Source organism: Rhodospirillales bacterium (genome assembly GCA_016712595.1).
In the GTDB taxonomy this organism is placed as follows: domain Bacteria; phylum Pseudomonadota; class Alphaproteobacteria; order Rhodospirillales; family Defluviicoccaceae; genus Defluviicoccus.
In genome coordinates, this window is the sequence record JADJQT010000001.1 from 1,467,580 (window position 1) to 1,488,068 (window position 20,489).

General features: G+C 65.7%; 21 protein-coding genes. 14 read left to right on the forward strand and 7 right to left on the reverse strand.

Translation table 11 applies throughout. The features are described 5' to 3' along the window. Positions 1-206 precede the first annotated feature (206 nt). Entirely contained in the window at positions 207-1,016 is an 810-nt protein-coding gene (locus IPK66_06700) for a ferritin-like domain-containing protein (protein MBK8174946.1), read from the reverse strand. 364 nt (positions 1,017-1,380) lie between these two features. Here IPK66_06700 and IPK66_06705 point away from each other — a divergent pair, with 364 nt between their 5' ends. From IPK66_06705 to IPK66_06715, 3 genes are all read left to right on the forward strand, one after another. Continuing rightward, positions 1,381-2,268 (forward strand): EboA domain-containing protein, encoded by an 888-nt coding sequence (locus tag IPK66_06705; GenBank protein MBK8174947.1) that lies wholly within the window; start codon positions 1,381-1,383, stop codon positions 2,266-2,268. 150 nt (positions 2,269-2,418) lie between these two features. Next, entirely contained in the window at positions 2,419-3,318 is a 900-nt protein-coding gene (locus tag IPK66_06710; GenBank protein MBK8174948.1) for a TatD family hydrolase, read from the forward strand. Positions 3,319-3,348: 30 nt separating this feature from the next. Beyond that, positions 3,349-4,734: an alkaline phosphatase family protein gene (locus IPK66_06715; protein MBK8174949.1), complete on the forward strand. Its 1,386-nt coding sequence runs from the start codon at positions 3,349-3,351 to the stop codon at positions 4,732-4,734. Positions 4,735-4,770: 36 nt separating this feature from the next. Here IPK66_06715 and IPK66_06720 read toward each other — a convergent pair whose 3' ends face one another. From IPK66_06720 to IPK66_06735, 4 genes are all read right to left on the reverse strand, one after another. After that, positions 4,771-5,754 carry a UbiA family prenyltransferase gene (locus IPK66_06720; protein ID MBK8174950.1) on the reverse strand — a complete coding sequence of 328 codons (984 nt, stop codon included), beginning with the start codon at positions 5,752-5,754 and terminating at the stop codon, positions 4,771-4,773. Beyond that, positions 5,751-6,980, reverse strand: a complete 1,230-nt coding sequence (gene eboE, locus IPK66_06725) for a metabolite traffic protein EboE (protein MBK8174951.1) — start codon at positions 6,978-6,980, stop codon at positions 5,751-5,753. The genes IPK66_06720 and eboE overlap by 4 nt, the downstream gene beginning before the upstream one ends. Next, positions 6,971-8,296: a 3-dehydroquinate synthase gene (locus tag IPK66_06730; GenBank protein ID MBK8174952.1), complete on the reverse strand. Its 1,326-nt coding sequence runs from the start codon at positions 8,294-8,296 to the stop codon at positions 6,971-6,973. Before IPK66_06730 ends, eboE begins: the two co-directional genes overlap by 10 nt. A gap of 154 nt (positions 8,297-8,450) precedes the next feature. Then, a complete protein-coding gene (locus tag IPK66_06735; GenBank protein ID MBK8174953.1) occupies positions 8,451-8,969 on the reverse strand; it encodes a GAF domain-containing protein in 519 nt (172 codons plus the stop codon). Positions 8,970-9,213: 244 nt separating this feature from the next. On the opposite strand from IPK66_06735, the gene IPK66_06740 reads away from it, so the two are divergent. The 10 genes from IPK66_06740 (at position 9,214) to IPK66_06785 (ending at position 18,709) form a co-directional block, all read left to right on the forward strand. Beyond that, positions 9,214-9,903 (forward strand): (d)CMP kinase, encoded by a 690-nt coding sequence (locus IPK66_06740; protein MBK8174954.1) that lies wholly within the window; start codon positions 9,214-9,216, stop codon positions 9,901-9,903. A 153-nt stretch (positions 9,904-10,056) separates the two neighbouring features. Continuing rightward, entirely contained in the window at positions 10,057-11,844 is a 1,788-nt protein-coding gene (rpsA, locus tag IPK66_06745) for a 30S ribosomal protein S1 (GenBank protein MBK8174955.1), read from the forward strand. A gap of 42 nt (positions 11,845-11,886) precedes the next feature. Then, positions 11,887-12,795, forward strand: a complete 909-nt coding sequence (gene sppA, locus IPK66_06750; protein ID MBK8174956.1) for a signal peptide peptidase SppA — start codon at positions 11,887-11,889, stop codon at positions 12,793-12,795. A 74-nt stretch (positions 12,796-12,869) separates the two neighbouring features. Continuing rightward, positions 12,870-13,154: an integration host factor subunit beta gene (gene ihfB, locus IPK66_06755; protein MBK8174957.1), complete on the forward strand. Its 285-nt coding sequence runs from the start codon at positions 12,870-12,872 to the stop codon at positions 13,152-13,154. Between the two features lie 35 nt (positions 13,155-13,189). Continuing rightward, complete coding sequence (locus IPK66_06760; GenBank protein MBK8174958.1) at positions 13,190-13,576, forward strand: LapA family protein; 387 nt, start codon at positions 13,190-13,192, stop codon at positions 13,574-13,576. A 10-nt stretch (positions 13,577-13,586) separates the two neighbouring features. Next, the gene (locus IPK66_06765; protein MBK8174959.1) at positions 13,587-14,252 is read left to right on the forward strand and encodes a phosphoribosylanthranilate isomerase; all 666 of its coding nucleotides are present in this window, start codon (positions 13,587-13,589) and stop codon (positions 14,250-14,252) included. A gap of 103 nt (positions 14,253-14,355) precedes the next feature. Further along, positions 14,356-15,579 (forward strand): tryptophan synthase subunit beta, encoded by a 1,224-nt coding sequence (trpB, locus tag IPK66_06770; GenBank protein MBK8174960.1) that lies wholly within the window; start codon positions 14,356-14,358, stop codon positions 15,577-15,579. Positions 15,580-15,592: 13 nt separating this feature from the next. After that, a complete protein-coding gene (locus IPK66_06775; GenBank protein ID MBK8174961.1) occupies positions 15,593-16,441 on the forward strand; it encodes a tryptophan synthase subunit alpha in 849 nt (282 codons plus the stop codon). Next, a complete protein-coding gene (locus IPK66_06780; protein ID MBK8174962.1) occupies positions 16,438-17,385 on the forward strand; it encodes an acetyl-CoA carboxylase carboxyltransferase subunit beta in 948 nt (315 codons plus the stop codon). The genes IPK66_06775 and IPK66_06780 overlap by 4 nt, the downstream gene beginning before the upstream one ends. After that, on the forward strand, positions 17,360-18,709 hold the full coding sequence (locus IPK66_06785) for a bifunctional folylpolyglutamate synthase/dihydrofolate synthase (GenBank protein MBK8174963.1): 1,350 nt from the start codon (positions 17,360-17,362) through the stop codon (positions 18,707-18,709). The genes IPK66_06780 and IPK66_06785 overlap by 26 nt, the downstream gene beginning before the upstream one ends. A gap of 62 nt (positions 18,710-18,771) precedes the next feature. Here the strand turns inward: IPK66_06785 and trxA are convergent, their stop codons facing one another. Both trxA and IPK66_06795 read right to left on the reverse strand, forming a co-directional pair. Beyond that, positions 18,772-19,089 carry a thioredoxin TrxA gene (gene trxA / locus IPK66_06790; GenBank protein ID MBK8174964.1) on the reverse strand — a complete coding sequence of 106 codons (318 nt, stop codon included), beginning with the start codon at positions 19,087-19,089 and terminating at the stop codon, positions 18,772-18,774. A 207-nt stretch (positions 19,090-19,296) separates the two neighbouring features. Beyond that, on the reverse strand, positions 19,297-19,911 hold the full coding sequence (locus IPK66_06795) for a DUF4136 domain-containing protein (protein MBK8174965.1): 615 nt from the start codon (positions 19,909-19,911) through the stop codon (positions 19,297-19,299). A gap of 263 nt (positions 19,912-20,174) precedes the next feature. Between IPK66_06795 and IPK66_06800 the strand changes: the two genes are divergently transcribed. After that, entirely contained in the window at positions 20,175-20,465 is a 291-nt protein-coding gene (locus IPK66_06800) for a YggT family protein (protein MBK8174966.1), read from the forward strand. Positions 20,466-20,489: the final 24 nt, after the last annotated feature.

The window sequence follows — 20,489 nt, forward strand, 5'->3', positions numbered from 1 at the left end:
GTTTGTTTGTGGTCATTGTAGCGAGAAACGTTAAAGCGCGGCACTCTGAATGGCGACCTTTGAGTGGATTTACGGCACTCCAATTACCGCTTCGCCGACACACAACGGCGATCCTCGTCTCTAGTTCCCGCATGGTTGCGCGCCCCTATGCCCTCTGCGCACCGGACGTGCGGCGCCGGGCGAATGCTCCGCGGCGATGGGACCGGTCATGCGGCGAGCGCCCGGCGCTGCTGCCGACGCACATGGAGCCAGACCAGCTGGGCCACTGTCCAGCCAAGCCAGCCGCGTGGGCTGATGCCGCTCGCCTTGAGCATCATGTTCGCCGCGCGCGTGATGTGCCAGCGCCTGTAAACGCTACTCGCGACGCGCGCATAGGCCTCGCCCGCGCGTGCGCGACTGTACGGCTGGTCTGGCTCCTCGTTGGCGCAATGATAGGCGAACGACAGTTCGTCGTCCCCGACTTCGTGGAGTCGGCCGATTGCCGTCATCAACCGGCCAAGCCGCCAGGATGTTTCCGCGGCGCGGTAGCCCTGCAGCGTATCATAGAACAACTTGTAGTGGCGGAACTCGTCTGCGGCGATCCGCTGGCAAATCCGCCTCAGCACCGGCTCGTCGCTCGCGTCGCGCAACGCGGTGTAAAACGAACTCGTGCCCGACTCGACGACGCAACGCGCCACCAGTTCGCCGCAGCGTGAACCGCGAACCGATTTTTCCGCCGTTACCGGAATGCGATATCCCGTCACAAACCGTGCGAAGCGGGAGGCGAAATCGAAACTCGGGTCGGCCATTTCCGACCAGCGGCCAAGGGCCTCACCGTGCTGCGCCTCTTCTTCGGCCCATTGTCGGGCCGCTTCGCAAAACGCGTCGTCCTCTGCGAACACGTTACACAGATAGATTGCATAATCCGCCGAATTGCGCTCGACCAGCGACGCGGTCTTGATCACTGCGAGCAGCTTGCGGTTGATCTTCCCTGACTCAAAGCTCGACCAGGGAATGTCCTCGAGGGTCCAATTCATTCCCATGTTTGCATTCGTCCCGTAACTCTTGGCTGTAGCGTATTTTTCTTTCGCGCGGCGCGTCAGTTACCGATGTTTAATGTTGCAGGCTCCCTCAGCTGATTTCAACCCTGAGGCAGGACGATGCCAGCCTTCGGCCCGCAGTCGCGGCCCAATACCGGGACTTATCAAGGGATACGTACGCCGGGTCGCTTGGTTCCCGCGATCGCGACGGGGGTGGGGGTCGCCATATGAATATGCTAATGTGCAATATGCCTCGGGTGTCGAACTGCTCGCGATGCCTCGGGCATCGAAGGGTGCGCGGGTGATTGGCCGCCGCGCGAGCGCAGAGTGCAAGGGCAAGATGCGACACGACGAAACCACGATGGCCGCTGGTGATCTGCAGACGCACGGTCCTGGCACGGCGGCCGCCGCGTTGCTGGGCAGCTGGCTCGACCGGCAATTACCTGTGGACAGCGCGTCGTGGCTGCGCGAGGCGATCGAGCGTATCGTCGCCGGCGGCGCCGACAAGGATCTGTTTCTCGTCGTCAGCCTTGTGCCGCGCCGGATCGGTAAGCAGGATCTCATCCTTGATGATGCCGACGTCGCTGCGGCATCTGCCCGTCGGCCCGGATGGGATCCGCGGGGATGGTCGGTCGATCAGGCCGCTCGCCTGAGACTGCTTCTTGCCGTCGGCGACGGCGAACGCTTGCATCGCCTGCTCGAGCGATTGTTCGTGACCGCCGACGTTGGCGAACTCGTCGCGTTTTATCGCGGTCTGCCGCTGTTTCCCTGCCCCGATCTTTACCTTTCCCGCGCGAGCGAGGGGGCTCGCTCGAACATGAAGGCGGTGTTCGAAGCGGTGGCGCATCGCAACCCCTATCCGGCGGAGCAGTTTTCCCAGGCGACGTGGAATCAACTGATCTTGAAAGCCCTTTTTGTCGGTAGCGCGCTCGCTCCGATCCAGGGAATCGATTCGCGCGCGAACGCGGACCTCGCGGTCATGCTGTGCGATTACGCTCACGAGCGCTGGGCGGCGGGGCGGGAGGTTAGCCCGGAGCTATGGCGCTGCGTCGGTCCCCATGCCGAGGGCGGTGCCATCGAGGATCTGCAGCGCGTGCTGAAGGCGGGCACGGCGCAGGAGCGAACGGCAGCGGCCCTGGCGCTCGCCGCGTGCCCGCGCCCGCAGGCGGCGGCGGTTCTCGACAACGAGGCGGAGCTCGCGGCGCTCGTCCGGGCCGGAAGGATCGGCTGGAACGATGTCGTCGCCTGAGGCTGCCGCGCATGATCAGGTTCCCAGCGGATTGACCCGCTTTGGGCAAGTCCGGCGTGTTCCCAGTGGCCAGACGTCCGCGAGCGTGATGCTGGTCTTTTGCAACCGCGTGCCGCTGCGGCAATCCGGCGAGGCAGTCAGGAACGAGGCATGACGCACTACATCGATCCGCACATCCACATGAGCGTGCGCACGACGAGCGATTACGAGGCGATGGCGGCGGCGGGGATCGTTGCCGTCATCGAGCCGGCCTTCTGGATCGGCCAGCCGCGCACATCCGCGGGTTCCTACGTCGATTATCTTTCCGCGCTGGTCGGATGGGAGCGGTTTCGCGCCGCCCAGTTCGGCATCCGCCATTACTGCGCCATCGGCCTCAACAGCAAGGAGGCGAACAACCCGGCACTGGCCGAGGAGGTCATGGACATCCTGCCGCGCTACCTGCTCAAGGAGGGCGTCGTTGCCGTCGGCGAGATCGGCTACGACGAGCAGACCGAGGCCGAGGACCGCTATCTTCGTGCTCAGATCGACCTTGCCCGTGAGCTCGACATGCTGGTCATGGTGCACACGCCGCACCGCGACAAGAAGCGGGGGACGTCCCGGACGATGGACGTCTGCGTCGAGCACGCAGTGAGCCCGGCACGGGTGGTCATCGATCACAACAACGAGGAGACCGTGCGCGAGGTGCTCGATCGCGGTTTTTGGGCCGGCTTTACCATCTACCCCAAGACGAAGATGGGCAGCGAGCGGATGGTCGAGATCGTGCGCAAGTACGGCGCGGAGCGGATCATCGTCGATTCCAGCGCCGACTGGGGGGTCTCCGATCCGCTGGCGGTGCCGAAGACGGCGACGCTGATGCGCCAGCGGGGCATCGCCGACGCCGATGTCGTGCGCGTCTGCTACGCCAACGCGCTTGCCGCCTACGGGCAGAGCGGCCAGATGGGTGAGGACGACTGGCTCAGCCCGCAGCCGATCGATCAGAGAATCCTGTTCGAAGGCAATACTGTTCTGCGCGGACAGACTCCGCGCGTTGACGATACCATCGTCGAATAGCCGCGGGGTGGCCGTGGGCAGGGATCGCGGATGAGGCGCACGCTTGTCCTCAACGTCGTCGGTCTTTCACCCGGCCTCGTCGGCGCGCATACCCCGAACCTCGCGAGGCTGGCGGCCGGTGGCGGTCTCAGGCCGCTGCGAACGGTGCTGCCGGCGCTGACCTGTTCGGCGCAGTCGACGTTCATCACCGGCCTTCTTCCGCGCGACCACGGCATCGTCGGCAACGGCTGGTATTTCCGCGACCTCGCCGAGGTGCTGTTCTGGCGTCAGTCGAACGCGCTCGTCGCCGGCGAGAAGATCTGGGAGGCCGGGCGACGCCGCGATCCGTCCTTTACCTGTGCCAAGCTCTTCTGGTGGTACAATATGTACGCAGGTGTGGACATCGCCGTGACGCCACGCCCGATGTACCCCGCCGATGGGCGCAAGATTCCCGATGTTCATACGTATCCGGCGCGCCTGCGCGATGATTTGACCGCGCGTCTAGGAAGGTTTCCGTTGTTCCGCTTCTGGGGGCCGCTGGCCGATATCACTTCGAGCGACTGGATTGCGCGCTGCGCCGCATATGTGTTCGCCGAATACGCGCCGACGCTCACCCTCGTCTATCTGCCGCATCTCGATTACGACTTGCAGCGCTTTGGCCCGGACGAGCCGCGCATCGCGCCCGCGCTCGGCGCCATCGATGCGCTGTGCGGCGCGCTGATCGATCAGGCGACGGCGGCGGGCGCGGCCGTACTCGTGCTCTCCGAGTATGGCATGACCCCGGTGACCAGCGCCGTGCTGCCCAACCGGGCGCTGCGCCGCGCCGGCCTGCTTGCCGTACGCGAAGAACTGGGGCGCGAGTTGCTGGACGCCGGCGCGTCCGCCGCCTTCGCCGTCTGCGATCACCAAGTGGCGCACGTCTACGTGCGCCGGCGCGAGGACGTTCCGGCGGTCGCATCGCTGATCGCCGGTCTCGACGGCGTCGAGAGCGTGCTGGATGGCGAAGGCAAGCGGGCGGTGGGCCTCGATCATCCGCGCTCGGGCGAACTGGTGGCGATTTCGCGGGGGGATCGCTGGTTTGCCTATCCCTACTGGCTCGACGATGCCCGCGCGCCCGACTTTGCCACCACCGTCGATATCCACCGCAAGCCCGGCTACGATCCGGTGGAGTTGTTCCTCGATCCAAAGCTGCGCGCGCCCAAGCTTGCCGTCGGCTGGCGACTGGCAAAGAAGGCGGTCGGTCTGCGCACGTTGATGGATGTCATCCCGCTCACGCCCGAACTCGTGCGCGGCTCACATGGCCGCCTGACCGAGCGGGACGAGGACGGGCCCCTCGTCATCTCGTCCGAGCCGGAACTGCTACCCGACGGTGCGATCGCCGCGACGGCGGTCAAGGACTTGATGCTGACCCACGTCTTTGCTGGCTCATGTCCTTGAGAATGGCGCCAGCGCGCGCGGCGCGGCAAAGCCATATCACGTGGCGGGCACGTAGCGCTGCAAGAAGAGAGTGAGCGGGAACAGCGCCGCCGCGGCGGCGGTGCCCCAGCGATCGCCGCAGCCGGCGATGATCAGGGCATCGAGCAGGCAGATCCCGGCAAGCAGGGCGGCGACGGCGGCGGGAACGTCGCCCGGTTGGCGGCGGATCAGCTTGTGCACCGCGCCGCCGACCCAGATGAGGAAGGCGAGCCACAGCAACGCGACGAACTGGCCGGTCGCCGCCGCGAACGGTCCGCCGCCTGGATCAGATCCGAACGGGCCAAAACCGAACGCGCCGAGGGCTGTCGGCACGGTATAGACGAAGGGTACGGCGAGGAAGGCGAGGGGCCACAGACTGTCGAGACGATCGAGCGTTTCCTGCTTGGCGGCGTAGGTTAGGCCGATCAGGTAGCAGGTCAGGACGCCCGCGGCGATCGCCAGTTCCTGGCTCAGCGCGGCAAAGGCAAGCGCGGCGGTGACATAGACCAGCGCGCGGCACAGGCCCATCAATACCGGACTCAAGCGGTTCTGCTTGTGCCAGATATCGTAAGCCAGGATGGCGACGGCGAGGGCACCGCCCGCAGCCAGCGGCCCGGACCACAGCGCGGAGTTGCTCGCCGTGTCGGCCGGGGGGACGGTGGACGGCAGGGGGACGGTGGACGGCAGGGCGACGCCGAGGAGCAGCAGCCCCAGCGCCAGCATGGCAAAACCCCCGGCGAAGACAAGCCGCGCCGAGACGCGGCCCGACGGTATCGGCCGGGACGGCCGCTCCAACTGGTCGATCCGGCGATCGAAGGCGTCGTTCAGATACATGCCGGCGACGTAAAAGAGCGAAAGGGCGATCAGCAGCGCCGCGAGGGCGGGCAGATCGGCGAAATCGGCGATGCCGGCTCCGGCGATGGCAGCACCGGCGAGAACGTTGCTCCAGACGGTTGGCAGGTTGGACGTACGGCCGAGAACGAGGGCGTCGCGCAGGGTCATGATCCAATCCTGCTCATAACCCAGCTCAACTCGCGTGCGATGGCTCCCGGAAGGTCGGTGGTACGGAACGCATCGGGGAGCACGCCCCAGGTATAGGTCTCGACCTCGAGGTGAAGGGAAACCGGCCGGAGCCGGTGCTGGTCGAGGATATCGGCGACGAACGGCTGCGTGCTGGCAAACGGTCCGAGGTCGGGGCGAAAGATCGGCACGTGAAAATGTACCCGCCATTCCGGCGGCGTTGGCGCGTGCGCGCGGCCGGCGAACGCGGACAGCGCGTCATCGAGATCGCCATAGCGGTTCAAGCCATGCGCATCGCGCTCGACCACCTGGTGCAGATAGACGGAATCATCGAAACGCGCCAAGGCCGGCACGAGATCCGGGGTCATCGCCGGGATGCGCAGACCCGCGCTGAGTTGGACCTTGCCGATGGTGATGCCGGCGCCTCGCAGGTCGTCGAGGATCGCTGCCGGGTCTTCGAACTCGACCGCCGCGTGGCAAGTATCGAGGCAGACACCCAGATGGCGGCGCAGTGCCGCCTCGGCTGCGGCCGGCGCCAGTCCGGCGAGGGTGCCGAGCCGGGCGAGCGCGGCGGAGCAGAGCACGTGTGCCTCGAAGAACGCGATGGCCTCGGCGATGGTCTCGAGCAGGCAGTATGGCTCGGGCTCGAGTGCCAGGATCAACCGCCGGCCGCTGCGCCGTTCGATGTCGATGAGATGAGCGACGCCGCGCAGGAGATTGTCGGCGATTCGCTCGATCGCGGCGTTCGTGGAACCTCGCGGTCTGATGGCGCCAGGAACCGTACTGATGCTGCCGAACGGCTGATCATCCGGCAGCAGGCGGGCGAGCACCTCGGCGAGGTTGCGCGTGTAGACGACCCGCGCCTCCTCCTGCCAGTCCGGCCGGTAGACTTGTGCCTTGACCGGCCGGCCATGAAAGTCGCCGAAGGGAAAGCCGTTCAGCGTGAAGACGTAGAGCCGGTGTCGCGCCAGGCAGTCCTGCAGCTCGGCGAAGGCGTCCGGCGCGCTCAACGCCTCGGCGCATGCCGCCGAAAGTCGCAGCCCAACGCCGAAGGCGCCGCGCCAGCTGGCGCCGTGATCCACTTCGATGCGGTCGCGCACCGCCGGTACGTCGCGATCGAGGCAGGCGCGCACCTGCGGCCAGGTCTCACCGGGGTGCACGTTGGTGCAATAGGTCAGGTGTTCCCCGGCCCCGGCGGTTAGCCGCATGGCTGCCCGCAACTTTGGCTGCCGCCTTGGCCGCAAGTTCGGCCATCGCGCTCTCGTAGCCAGGCGACGGCACCGGCGATCATGCTTTCGTCGAGCGTTTGGACGTCGACGGCGGTGCCGATCGCAGTCAGCAGGCCGATGGTCAGATCACCGCCGAGATGCTCGCGAAAGTCGTCGATCCCGCGCAGAAGCGAAAGGCGGCCGCGCGCGTCCCGCGCGTCGAGCGAATCGTGCCAGAGACGGAAGCCGATGCGCTGAAGCAGGGCATAGACCCGTTCAAAGGAGGTTTCGTCGAGCAGCCCGACCGCGACCGCGTAGCGGGTATCGAGGGCGACGCCGATGGCGACCGCTTCGCCATGGCGCAGGGCATGGGCGGTCATTGTTTCCAGCCGGTGCGCGGACCAATGCCCGTAGTCGAGCGGCCGGGCGCTGCCGAGCTCGAACGGATCGCCGCCGGTGGCGATGTGATGGATGTGCAATTCAGCGCAGCGCCTTATCATCGTCGCCATTGCCGCCGGCTCGCCGGCGGCGAGTGCCGCCGCGCTGTCTTCCAGCCAGCCGAAGAACGCGGCATCGCGAATCAGGGCCACCTTCACCGCTTCGGCGATGCCGGCGATGCGATCGCGGGGATCGAGCGTGTCGAGGAAATCGGCATCGTCGAGAACCGCCCAGGGCGGTGCGAACGTGCCGAGATAGTTCTTGTTGCCGAACGCATTGATGCCGTTCTTCACGCCGACGCCAGCGTCGTTCTGCGCCAGGACGGTCGTTGGCACCCGGATCAAGCGAAGGCCGCGATGAACAGTCGCGGCGGCATATCCGGCAAGATCGAGGACCGCGCCGCCGCCGATCGCGAGAACGAACGAATGCCGGTCGATGCGGTGCTGGTGCAGGGCATCGAGGATGGATTGCAATGCGGCCGGCTCGTTCTTGCAGGCCTCTCCCCCGGGTACGATCAGCGGCGGGCCGGCAAGCTCAAGCTGGCGGGCCCGGCATTGACAGTAAGCCTCGATCTCGCCCGGTAAGCGGGGGCGGGCGGAGGCAACGCCACCATCGACGACGGCGAAGAGCTTATGGCGCCGCTCTGGCTCGGCTCGCCCCACGCAGGTTGCGAGCAGCGCGTTTGCCGGCTCGAACAGCCCACGGGTGAAGTGCACGTCATAGGAATGGCGGACAAAGAATTCGTTTCGCACCACGGCATCGCCGGATCGCACCACGGCATCGCCGGGACGGCGGAGCGCGGCGTCGATGCTGGACGATGGCGTATCAGTCCGAACCGCGTCGCGGGCGATCGAACGCTGGGTGGACCCGTCATCCATGTTATTCCGCTCCCACGAGTCTCATCACCGTGCCCGCCGCGGCCAGGTACGCTCTGATATAAGTCTGATCGGAGGAAATGCCGGATTTTACCCGGCGTGTCGTTGACGTGGATCACGTCGCGAAAAATAGCGATGAGCCGGCTTGGCGCCGCCGTCAGCCTGCCTTCACCCCCGAGCGCGCAAGAAGGAGTGGCGCGAGGGCGGCGGCGCACCGCGCGAGGACCTTGCGTTCGTCATCGCTATAGGTGTGTTCACCCGGCTTGCCGATGCCGAGCGTGCCGACAAGCCGGGCCCCGCCGGCATCGAGCACCGGCACGACGATCGCACCGGCGACACCGGTCTGGCGCGCGCCAGGCCGCACGACGCCGCTGTCGTCGGTCTGCAGGTTGCAAACGGTCACAGGCTCTCGGCGTTCGGCACAAATGCCGGCCATTCCCTTGCCGAAGGGGATATGCCGGACGTGCGCCCGGACCGCCTCGGGTAGCCCGCGATCGGCGACGATAACAAGATCCGGCCGTTCCGCATCGCTCGAAACATCGATGGCGTGCACCGTCGCCGTTTTTGCCGCAAATCCTTCGGCGATCAGCTCCAAGGCTCCCGTCAAGGCGCCGTCTTCGTCATTGCCGGCGGCGAGCAGGCGCTCCACCGCGCCGGGGAGGTCGTGGGAGTCCATCAAGGCGTCCTCAAAGCTGCCGCCGCAGTGTACCGCCTCGCCGTCTCCTCCGGCAATCGCCGCGTCGGCGCGCGTGGTCGCGGGAGTCTCGACAGAGGCCGCGCGATGCAATATCAACGGCATACCCGCCGTCCCGGTCGCAACAGCCACGTGGCCGTTGCGGCACAACAACCGCGTGACCGTCGCGGCCGCGCGGGCATCGAAGCGCGGCGGTGCTGTGATCCGCCTGAGGACGAGGACGTCGATGATCGAGCGTTCGAGGGTTGTTGCCATCGACGGACCTGCGGCGGCGGGGAAGGGGACGCTCGCGCGCCGGCTGGCGGCGCATCTGGGGTTCGCCTATCTTGATACCGGCCTGCTCTATCGCGCCACCGGCGCAAGGACGCTGGCGGCCGGTGATGATCCGGCGGATGCGATCGCGGCGACGCGGGCGGCGCAGGCGTTGGGCGCGGACGACCTCGCCGGCAACGGCCTGCGCAGCGACGCGGCGGCAAACGCGGCCTCAAAGGTTGCGGCGATCGCGTCGGTGCGCACGGCCCTGCTGGCGTTCCAGCGGCAGTTCGCGCAATCTCCGCCGGACGGAGCCGCGGGCGCGGTGCTGGACGGACGCGACATCGGCACCGTTGTTTGTCCAGACGCCGGGATCAAGCTGTTCGTGACTGCATCCGTCGAAGAACGGGCGGCGCGACGCGTTAAGGAGTTGCGGGGGCGAGGGTTGGAAGCTATAGATACCGTCGTTCTGCGGGAAATGCAGGAGCGTGACGCACGCGATTCAGCGCGCGCCGTAGCTCCGCTCGAGCCGGCCAGCGATGCCATCGTGCTCGATACGAGCGGGCTCAGTCCAGACGCGGTCTTTGCGGCAGCGATCGAGGTTTGCGCCCAAAAGGGCTTTTGCGGCGGGTTAAGACCCGCGACGATGCTGCGGCAGGGATGATCGTGTCGGGGCGCGCGCCTCGGTGAGAGTGGCGTTCTTGTCGGCGTAACATGTTAGGTTGGACGACCGGGTGACCGGCATCGGTCCATTGCTCAGGGAGCGAGCCTTGGCCGAACAGTCAGCTCGAACGAGGATCGAGGGAATTAGAGACAGATGATCGCGAGTGTATCCGCCGCCGGCGCCGAGGATGTTGCTTTCGCGGGCAAGGAAAGTTTTGCTGCCCTTCTCGACGAAAGCCTTGGCGAGGCCGAAGGGTTCGAAGGGCGCGTCGTCAAGGGCAGGGTGGTGTCGGTTGAAAACGACATGGTCGTCGTTGATGTCGGGCTGAAGTCGGAAGGGCGGGTGCCCCTCAAGGAGTTCATCCCCGGACCGAACGAGGTGAAGCCTGGCCCGGGTGATGAGGTCGAGGTGTTCGTCGAGCGCTTCGAGGACCGTGACGGTTTGGTGTCGCTCAGCCGAGAGAAGGCGCGGCGCGAAGAGGCCTGGAACGTTCTCGAGCGCGCCTTCAAGAGCAGTGAGCGCATCACCGGCACGATCTTCGGCCGCGTCAAGGGTGGCTTTATCGTCGATCTGTCCGGCGCCGTGGCGTTTCTGCCCGGCAGCCAGGTCGACATCCGTCCGGTGCGCGACATCACGCCGTTGATGAACACGCCGCAGCCGTTCCAGATTTTGAAGATGGACCGGACCCGCAACAACATCGTCGTCTCCCGCCGCGCCGTGCTCGAGGAGACGCGCGCCGAGGCCCGCTCCGAGCTGATCGCCAACCTCAAGGAAGGTCAGGTGCTCGAAGGAGTGGTCAAGAACATCACCGATTATGGCGCGTTTGTGGATCTCGGCGGTGTCGACGGTCTCCTGCACGTCACCGACATTTCCTGGAAGCGCATCAACCACCCATCGGAAGCGCTGCAGATCGGCGAGACCGTCAAGGTCCAAGTCATCCGCTTCAATCCCGAAACCCAGCGCATCTCGCTGGGCATGAAGCAACTCGAAGCCGATCCGTGGGAAGGCGTCGAGCTCAAGTATCCGGTCGGCGCCAAGTTCGTCGGGCGCGTCACCAACATCACCGACTATGGCGCGTTCATCGAGCTCGAGCCGGGCGTCGAGGGGCTGGTGCACGTCTCGGAGATGAGCTGGACGAAGAAGAACGTTCATCCGGGCAAGATCGTCTCGACCAGCCAGGAAGTCGAAGTCGTCGTTCTCGACGTCGACAAGGACAAGCGGCGGATCAGTCTCGGCCTCAAGCAGTGCCTGCCCAATCCGTGGGACGCGTTCGTCGAGGGGCATCAGGTCGGCAGCGTCGTCGAGGGCGATGTCAAGAACATCACCGAGTTCGGGTTGTTCATCGGCTTGCCGGGCGAAATCGACGGCATGGTGCATCTCTCCGACCTGTCGTGGACGCAGGCCGGCGAGGAGGCCATCGCCGCCTACAAGCGCGGTGATACGGTGACCGCCAAGGTGCTCGACGTCGATATCGAGAAGGAGCGGATCAGCCTCGGCATCAAACAGCTCGAGGGCGACCCGTTCGAGGCGGGTCTTTCCAAATTGAAGAAGGGAAGTGTCGTTACCTGCACGGTTTCGGGCGTGTTCGACGGCGGTATCGAAGTCCGGGTCGGCGATAATGTGCCCGGCGTTATCCGCAAGTCCGAGCTTTCGCGCGATCGCAGCGAGCAGCGGCCCGACCGATTTGCCACCGGCGAGAAGGTCGATGCCAAGATCACCCAGATCGATCACGCATCGCGGAAGGTGCAGCTATCGATCAAAGCGCGCGAGTTTGACGAGGAAAAACAGGCTGTTGCTGCCTACGGGTCCAGTGACTCCGGGGCGAGCCTGGGCGATATCCTCGGTGCCGCCATCCGTGAAAAGCGGGAGTCGGCGGAACGGGCCGACGCGCTTGAGCGGGATGCGCAAGCCGACGAGGCGAACGACGATCGCGAACCGTAAGTCAAGGCTTCCGGCCGATCCGGCGGTACCCGCGGGGAAAGGATGTCCATCGACGCGGACTGGTTGGTCGACCGTCGCCGGCTGAAACGGCGGCTGACCGCGTGGCAGGTTGCGGCGGTGCTCGCCGCCCTGCTCGCCGTAGCCGCCGTGCTTGCGCGGTTCGGTCTCGTCCGTGAGCATGCCTATGTCGTCCGGCTGACGATCTCGGGCGTTATCGTCGATGATCCGGATCGAAACGCCGCGATTGCTCAGGTCGCGGACGACACCAGTGCGAAGGCGCTGATCGTGCGGATTAACTCTCCCGGCGGAACGGTGGTCGGCGGCGAGGCGTTGTATCGGCAATTGCAGGCTGTCGCCGAAACCAAACCGGTCGTGGCGGTGATGGGCGAGCTCGCGACCTCCGCCGCCTACATGACGGCCATCGCCAGCGATTATGTTTTCGCACGCGACGGAACACTGACCGGCTCGATCGGCGTCATCATGCAGACGGCAGACGTAACCGGGCTGTTGGAACGGCTCGGCATCAAGCCGGAAACGATCAAGAGCAGTCCGCTCAAGGCGCAGCCCAATCCACTCGAGACATTCACCCCGGAGGCGCGCGAAGCCACGCGCAAGCTCGTTGCCGACGTCTATGAAATGTTCGCCACCATGGTGAGCGAGCGCAGAAAGCTGACGCCGGAGAAAATGAAGGACGTGGCCGACGGCCGGGTCTTCACCGGCCGCCAGGCGAAGGATCTTGGGCTGATCGATGCGATCGGCGGCGAGCGGGAGGCGCGCGTCTGGCTCGCGAACACGCATGACGTGGCGCTGAGCCTTCCTATTCACGAGCTGGACATTTCGCACCAAGACGACTGGCTGTCTGAGCTTTTTGGGCAGGTGGGTGGAAAAGCGCTTTTCCCAGAAAGACTTAGTCTTGACGGGCTGGTGTCGGTCTGGCACCCTTCGCTCTGAATAAAGGGCTTTAGAACGCGGATGGACGCACCCGGCAACGCGGACACTGCGGATCAGGGGAGAAAGGACGGACGATGACAAGGTCGGAATTGATTGCCCACCTTGCCGCGACCAACCCGCATCTTTACCAGCGCGATGTCGAGCGCATCGTCACGACGATCTTCGAGGAAATCTCCGCGGCGCTTGCGCGCGGTGATCGCGTCGAATTGCGCGGATTTGGAGCGTTCTCGGTCAAGCAGCGCGGAGCACGGGTCGGGCGAAACCCGCGCACGGGCGAATCGGTCAGCGTCACGGCCAAGCACATTCCTTATTTCAAAACCGGTAAGCAATTGCGCGAGCGTCTGAATACCGACGCCTAAGCGCGTTCATTATTTCTGGGGAAAGGAGGCGCACGGTGGGCAAGGTGCTGTACTGGATCGCCGTGATTCCGCTGGTCCTGATTGTTATCGTCTTTTCCGTCTCAAACCATGCGCCAGTCGATCTCAGCTTATGGCCGCTGCTGACGCAACCGGTGCCGTTTCCGGTCTATGGCCTTGCGCTCGTTTGTCTGGGCGCGGGTTTCGTCGTCGGCGCGATCGTATCGTGGTTTCAGGCGGGCGGCACGCGCAAGCGGGCGCGCGCATTGCAGCGGCGATTGGCCAAGGAGGAGCAGGAGCTTGCCAGTCTGCGCGACCGTGCAGCCCGGCTCAATTCTGCCGAAGTCCGTACGACGATCCCGCTGGTGCCCCAGGCAGCGCCCGATCGCGCCGAGTCCCCGAGTGGAGTCGCGCTCGCTCGCTGAGCCACCACCGATGGCTGTCGATGTCAAGATTTGTGGCCTGCGCGATGACGCCGGGGTTAAGGCGGCGGTGAGCGGGGGGGCGGCCTTTGTCGGCTTCGTCTTCTTTGCGCCGTCGCCGCGGTTCGTCGCACCGCGGGTGGCGGCCCAACTCGCTCGTCTCGTTCCGGCGAGCATCGTCCGGGTGGGTCTTGTCGTCGATGCCGAGGACAAGGATCTCGAGGAATTGCTTTCGGTCGTTCCGCTTGATCTCTTGCAATTGCATGGATGCGAAAGCGCGGCGCGCGTGGCCGAGGTGCGCGAGCGGTTCGCCATCCCGGTGATGAAGGCGATCGGTGTCGCTGGCGAGCCGGATCTCGCTTGCGTGAATGAGTATGCGCGCGTCGCCGACCGGTTGCTCTTCGATGCCCGGCCGCCGGCGGGATCAACGCGCCCGGGCGGCAATGCCGTCGCCTTCGATTGGGGTCTGCTCGCCGGTCGTTCGTGGCCGTTGCCGTGGATGCTCGCGGGCGGCCTGACCGCTGGAAACATGGCCGCGGCCGTCCGGCTGAGCGGTGCCTCGGCGATCGACGTGTCCTCAGGCGTGGAGTCCTCGCCGGGATGCAAGGACCCCGAATCGATCCGCCGTTTTCTTGCCGCCGCGCGGATGCTCGATACTGCCGACGCGGTTCGGAGCTGAAACCGTCGCGCCATCCGGCGTTAAAGTCGCCGCATCGACGCGTTTTCGGCGTGAACCCGCGAGCAGCGTCTTATATGAAGGCGGCACACACCGGTTAACGGGAATGGAACAGGCCATGGACGGCGCGAACACGCATCGGGGTGGTCCCGACGAGCGGGGGCACTTCGGCATCTATGGCGGCCGCTTCGTCGCCGAAACGTTGATGCCGCTCATTCTGACCGTCGAGCAGGCATACACCGCGGCACGCGCCGATCCGGCGTTCGCAGGCGAATTCGCGTATTACCTGCGCCACTACGTTGGCCGCCCGAGCCCGCTCTATTTCGCCGAGCGGCTGACGGCCCGGCTCGGCGGCGCGAAAATCTATTTCAAGCGCGACGAGCTCAACCATACCGGCGCGCACAAGATCAACAACACCCTGGGGCAGATCCTCCTTGCCCGGCGCATGGGCAAGTCGCGGATTATCGCCGAGACGGGCGCCGGCCAGCATGGCGTCGCGACGGCGACCGTCTGCGCCCTGTTCGGGCTCAAGTGTGAAATTTACATGGGAGCGACAGACATCGAGCGGCAGTCGCCGAATGTCTTCCGCATGAAGCTGCTCGGCGCCGAGGTGCATCCCGTGCGCTCGGGAACAGCGACGCTGAAGGACGCGATGAACGAGGCGTTGCGCGACTGGGTTTCCAACGTCAGCGACACGTACTACCTGATCGGCACGGTTGCCGGGCCCCACCCCTATCCGGCGATGGTGCGCGATTTCCAGTCGGTCATCGGCGTCGAGGCCCGCGAGCAGATCCTCGAGGCGGAGGGCCGGCTGCCGGATACGCTGGTCGCCTGCATCGGTGGCGGATCGAACGCCATCGGCTTGTTCTATCCCTTCCTCGATGATACGGACGTGCGGATGATCGGTGTCGAGGCTGCGGGTCGAGGCGTCGATACCGGCGAGCACTGCGCGTCGCTGACCGCCGGGCGCCCGGGCGTGCTTCACGGCAATCGAACCTATCTGCTGCAAGATGTCGACGGCCAGATCAAGGACGGGCATTCGATCGCGGCCGGGCTCGACTATCCGGGCGTCGGTCCCGAGCATGCCTGGCTGCGGGACAGCGGCCGTGTCAACTATGTCAGCGTCACCGACGACGAGGCGATGCGCGCGTTCGAGATGTGCTCGCGGACCGAAGGGATCATTCCGGCACTGGAGCCGGCGCATGCGCTCGCCCACGTCGCGCGGCTGGCGCCGACGCTTTCAGCGGACCATCTGCTGGTGATGAATCTCTGCGGTCGCGGCGACAAGGACGTGTTCACCGCGGCGCGCCATTTTGGCATCGAATTGTAAGCGGAGCGGAGCCATGAGTGTTGAGCATCGCATCGCCCGCCGGTTCGCCAGCCTGAGACAGCAGCGCCGGGGTGGTTTGATCACGTTTCTGACCGCCGGAGATCCGGACCTTGGCACATCGATCGACATCATGCGGCGATTGCCCGCCGCCGGTGCGGATCTGATCGAGATCGGCATGCCGTTTTCCGATCCGATGGCGGACGGTCCGATCATCCAGGTGTCATCGCAGCGCGCGCTGCGTGCCGGGCAGACGGTGCGCAGGACATTGGGCATGGTCGCGGCGTTTCGTCAGGCCGACCTCGAAACGCCGATCATTCTTATGGGTTATTATAACCCGATCTACTCCTACGGAGCCCACGCCTTCGCCGCGGACGCCAAACAAGCCGGGGTTGACGGACTCATCGTCGTCGATCTGCCGCCCGAGGAGGCCGAGGAGCTTTACGTGCCGGCAAGCGCCGTCGGCCTCGACCTGATCTTCCTCGCTACGCCGACGACGGACGAACGACGGCTAGGGCAGGTGCTGCGTTTTGCCCGTGGTTTCGTCTATTACGTGGCGATCACCGGCGTCACCGGGACCCGCTCCGCCGGGATCGCCGAGGTGAAATCCGCGGTGCAGCGCATCCGTCGGCACACCACCCTGCCGGTCGCCGTGGGTTTCGGCATCCGCACCCCGGAGCAGGCGGCGGCAATGGCCGCCGTGGCCGATGCGTCCGTGGTCGGGTCGTCACTGGTGGCGATGCTTGCCGAGCATCTCGATGCGAGCGGCGTCGCCCGCGCCGACCTCGTCGATAACGTCGTCGCTTTCGTCGGCTCTCTGGCACACGGTATTCGCGGCCTGGCAGCGCGCGAGGTGGTCAAGTGAGCTGGCTGACCAACGTTGTCCGGCCAAAGCTGCGCGAGCTTGTCGGCGCCCGGCGGGAAATTCCCGACAACCTGTGGCAGACGTGCAAGGCGTGCGGTCAGATGCTGTTCCACCGCGACCTGGAGCGCGCGCATCAGGTGTGCACGCATTGCGGCTATCACATGCGGCTGGGCGTTGCCGAGCGCCTGGAGGCGCTGTTCGACGAAGGGTGGCGGCGGATCGAGCTGCCGAAAACGCCGGTCGACCCCCTGAAATTCCGCGATCTCAAGCGCTACACCGACCGCCTCAAGGAGGCGCAGGCGAAATCCGGTCGCGGTGAAGCGCTCGACGTCGGCGTCGGGACCCTCGGCACCGCGCCCGCGGTCGTCGCCGCCATCGATTTCGCATTCATGGGGGGCTCGATGGGTGTCGCCGTCGGCGAAGGGCTGCTCACCGCCGCGCGCGTCGCGGTCGCGCAGAGCGCCGCGCTGATCGTCATCGTCGCCTCCGGCGGGGCGCGCATGCAAGAGGGCATCTTGTCGTTGATGCAGATGGCGCGCACGACGATCGCCGTCGAGGAAGTGCGTGCCGCGGGGTTGCCCTACATCGTGGTGCTGACCGATCCGACCACCGGCGGGGTTTCGGCCTCGTTCGCCATGCTGGGCGATATAACCCTGGCCGAGCCGGGCGCGGTCATCGGCTTCGCCGGCGCACGCGTGATCGAACAGACCATTCGCGAGAGCCTGCCGGAAGGATTCCAGCGCGCCGAATACCTGCTTGAGCACGGGATCGTCGATCGCGTCGTACCGCGAGGCCAGTTGCGCGATACCCTCGCCAGCATCCTCGATCTGCTGCGCCGGCCGGTGGCCGCTGACCGCCCGGACGCGGGCACAGACGATTCTGCGGCCGCGGCCGCCGAAGAGCCCGACGGCATAAGCGATACCCTCGTCCGTGACGCCGAGTAGTTCGCCCGTTCTCGATCGCCTGACCCGATTGCATCCAAAGGCCATCGATCTTTCGCTCGAGCGCATCGAGCGGTTGATGGATCGGCTCGGGCGGCCACAGGACCACCTGCCGCCGGTGGTGCACGTCGCCGGCACCAACGGCAAGGGCTCGCTCGTCGCCTTCCTGCGGGCCATGCTCGAGGCCTCGGGATACCGCGCCCACGCTTATACCTCGCCCCATCTCGTCCGCTTTACCGAGCGCATCGTCGTTGGCGGTGGCGAGATCGCCGATGCGGCCTTGTCGGCATTGCTCGAAGAATGCGAAGCGGCGAACGCCGGGGAGCCGATTACGCTTTTCGAGATCACGACCGTGGCGGCCTTCCTCGCCTTCGCCCGCTCACCGGCCGACGTGACCCTGCTGGAAACCGGCCTCGGCGGCCGTCTTGACGCGACCAATGTCGTCCCGGCGCCGCGCCTCACCGTGCTGACGCCGATTTCGCTCGATCACGAATCCTATCTTGGCGATACCCTGGCGGCGATTGCCTCTGAGAAAGCAGGAATCCTCAAGCACGGCGTGGCGTGCGTGACGGCGGCCCAGCCGCCCGACGCGGCGGCGACGATCAGCGCGCGCGCCGCGCGTGTCGGGACACGCTTGTTCATCGAGGGAGTGGACTGGCGGATCGAGCAGAGCGGCGCGGATTCGTTCGTTTACAGCGATGCCGATGCGACGATCGTGCTGCCGGCACCAACGCTAATCGGTGCTCACCAGCGGCGCAACGCCGGGCTGGCGGTCGCGTGCGCCCGCCGGCTGCCCGGCCTGAGTATCGGCGCCGAGGCGCTGGCCCGTGGCGTTCGGCGGGCACAGTGGCCGGCTCGGCTGCAGCGCCTCGAGGCGGGGCGCTTGCGTCGCATCCTGCCCGACGATTGGGAGTTATGGCTCGACGGCGGACACAATCCGGGCGCGGCGCAGGTGCTCGCCCAACACCTCGAAGGCTGGAGCGACCGTCCGCTTTTCGTCATCTATGGCATGCTGCGCAGCAAACACGCCGCGGGCTTTCTCGCGCCCCTTGCCCGCAGGATCACGCGCCTCGCCGCCGTTGCCATTCCAGGCGAATCCGCCAGCCTGACGGCTGAGGAAGCCGCGGAACTCGCCATTGGGCAGGGATGCGTCGCGGTCGTTGCGGCAAGCGTCGCCGATGCCTTGCGCACGTTGTCCGTTGGTTATCTGACCGATGGCCATGCCGGACCGGCACGCGTGCTGATCTGCGGGTCTCTTTATCTCGCCGGAGCGGTGCTCAGCGAAAACAACCATCCGGCAGCCTCAGCCCAAGTAATCCTGGGCTGAAAGGCGTCCGTTTCGCGCCTCGTTTTCTGTCCAAACGGGGCAAACGGCGAGCGCGCGGATGGCTAGAGAACCGACTCGACCCACTCGAACAGCTTACCCTTGGCCAACGCGCCGATGCGCGTCGCCGCAACCTGGCCATCCTTGAACAAGATCAAGGTCGGGATGCCGCGTACGCCATACTTCGATGGTGTCATCGGGTTTTCGTCGATGTTCAGCTTGGCGACCGTCACCCGCTCGCCAAGTTCACTGTCAAGTGCCTCCAGCGAAGGGGCGATCTGCTTACACGGTCCGCACCATTCTGCCCAAAAATCGACGAGCACCGGCTTGTCCGCCTTGAGCACGTCGGTGTTGAACGAATCGTCGGTGATAGTTTTCGGCATGAAATGACCTCAAAAGAGCACGAACATCTTCGGGCTGTTGAGCACAAGGAGCGATGCGCCGCAATACGATTGCCCGCGAATGTATGGACCCGCTCCCTGTGGGTCAAGGTGTCGAGGACCCGGACATCGCCGGGCGCTGCACCTCGCCGGGGCGGTTCGATCCCGAAACGATTCGCGGCGCGTGGTCAGCCGTTGGCCATCAGAGCTTCACGGCAGCGGCACCGGCATGTCGTCGAGCGTCCGGAAGATCGCAGCTTCGATACGCGTATGGTTTTGTTTCCCCCCGCTTAGGGTCTCCTTGCCGCTCGCGCGCCAGAGGAGTCGGCCGGTATGGGCATCGAGGAAGATGATTGTGAACCGCTCCTGCGGGCTGCGATAGACTTCCATGTCGTCGTAGGCCTCCATCTGCGAGCCTGCGACGCCTTCTGTCGCCTCGATCGCTGGACCCTCGAAGGCCCAACCCGAAGCGGAGGTATTGCGGTCGATGTAGGCATCGCTGAAGGCGACGGCGAAGTCCGCCGGCTGGCCAAGCTCGAATCCCTTTTGCGCCAGATCGTCGTTGATGGCCTGCTCGATGACGTAACGGGTGTCCTCATCCATCGTCGGATCGTATCCGAGGCGCAGGCGGACCATTTCCTGCGCACTCACCCATCGGTAGCGGTCGTAGCGCGCGTGGGCGACGGCGGGGTCCGGCGCGTCCATTTCGTCGGTCGTCTCAACGGCGATCGCCGCTTCCTGCGGTGTCAGCTTCTGAGACTTCTCGCAGGCGACGAGGCCGCCGAGCACGACCGCAGCGAGGAGTATTGAGGCCGGTCCTCGCATGCACTTCCACCCTCCGTGCCGTCCTTCACCCATGCCGACGTCCGCCCATGCCAAGTTCGAGTCGACCGAAGGTTAGCGCATGCGGTTGAACGAGCCAGCAAGAATCGCCCGCGCGATCGTCCGGGGACGAGGCAGGGCGGGGCACGGCCACAGGATGGCGAGGCGTGCCCGCGCGGTGAAAGGCCGGCTTGCACGCGTGAGTGGCTGCCGCTAGGGTTGCGCGCGCATCGCTACCACGCAACGGATTTATCATGGACGTCGTTATCGGCCCCTTGTTCTGGCTGCTCAGTACGGTCATCAACATCTACATCTGGATACTGATCGCCAGTGCCATCCTGAGCTGGCTGGTCGCGTTCAACGTGGTCAATACGCGCAATCGCTTCGTCTACATGCTGGGCGACTTTCTGCATCGGGTGACCGAACCGGCTCTGCGGCCAATTCGCCGCGTTCTGCCCACGCTTGGCGGCGTCGATCTTTCGCCGATGGTGCTCATCTTGCTGCTGCTCTTCGTGCAGCAGGTCTTGGCACGGCTCTATGTCGCGAGCGCCTACTGACGGCCGCGCCTCGCTCCTCCGGCC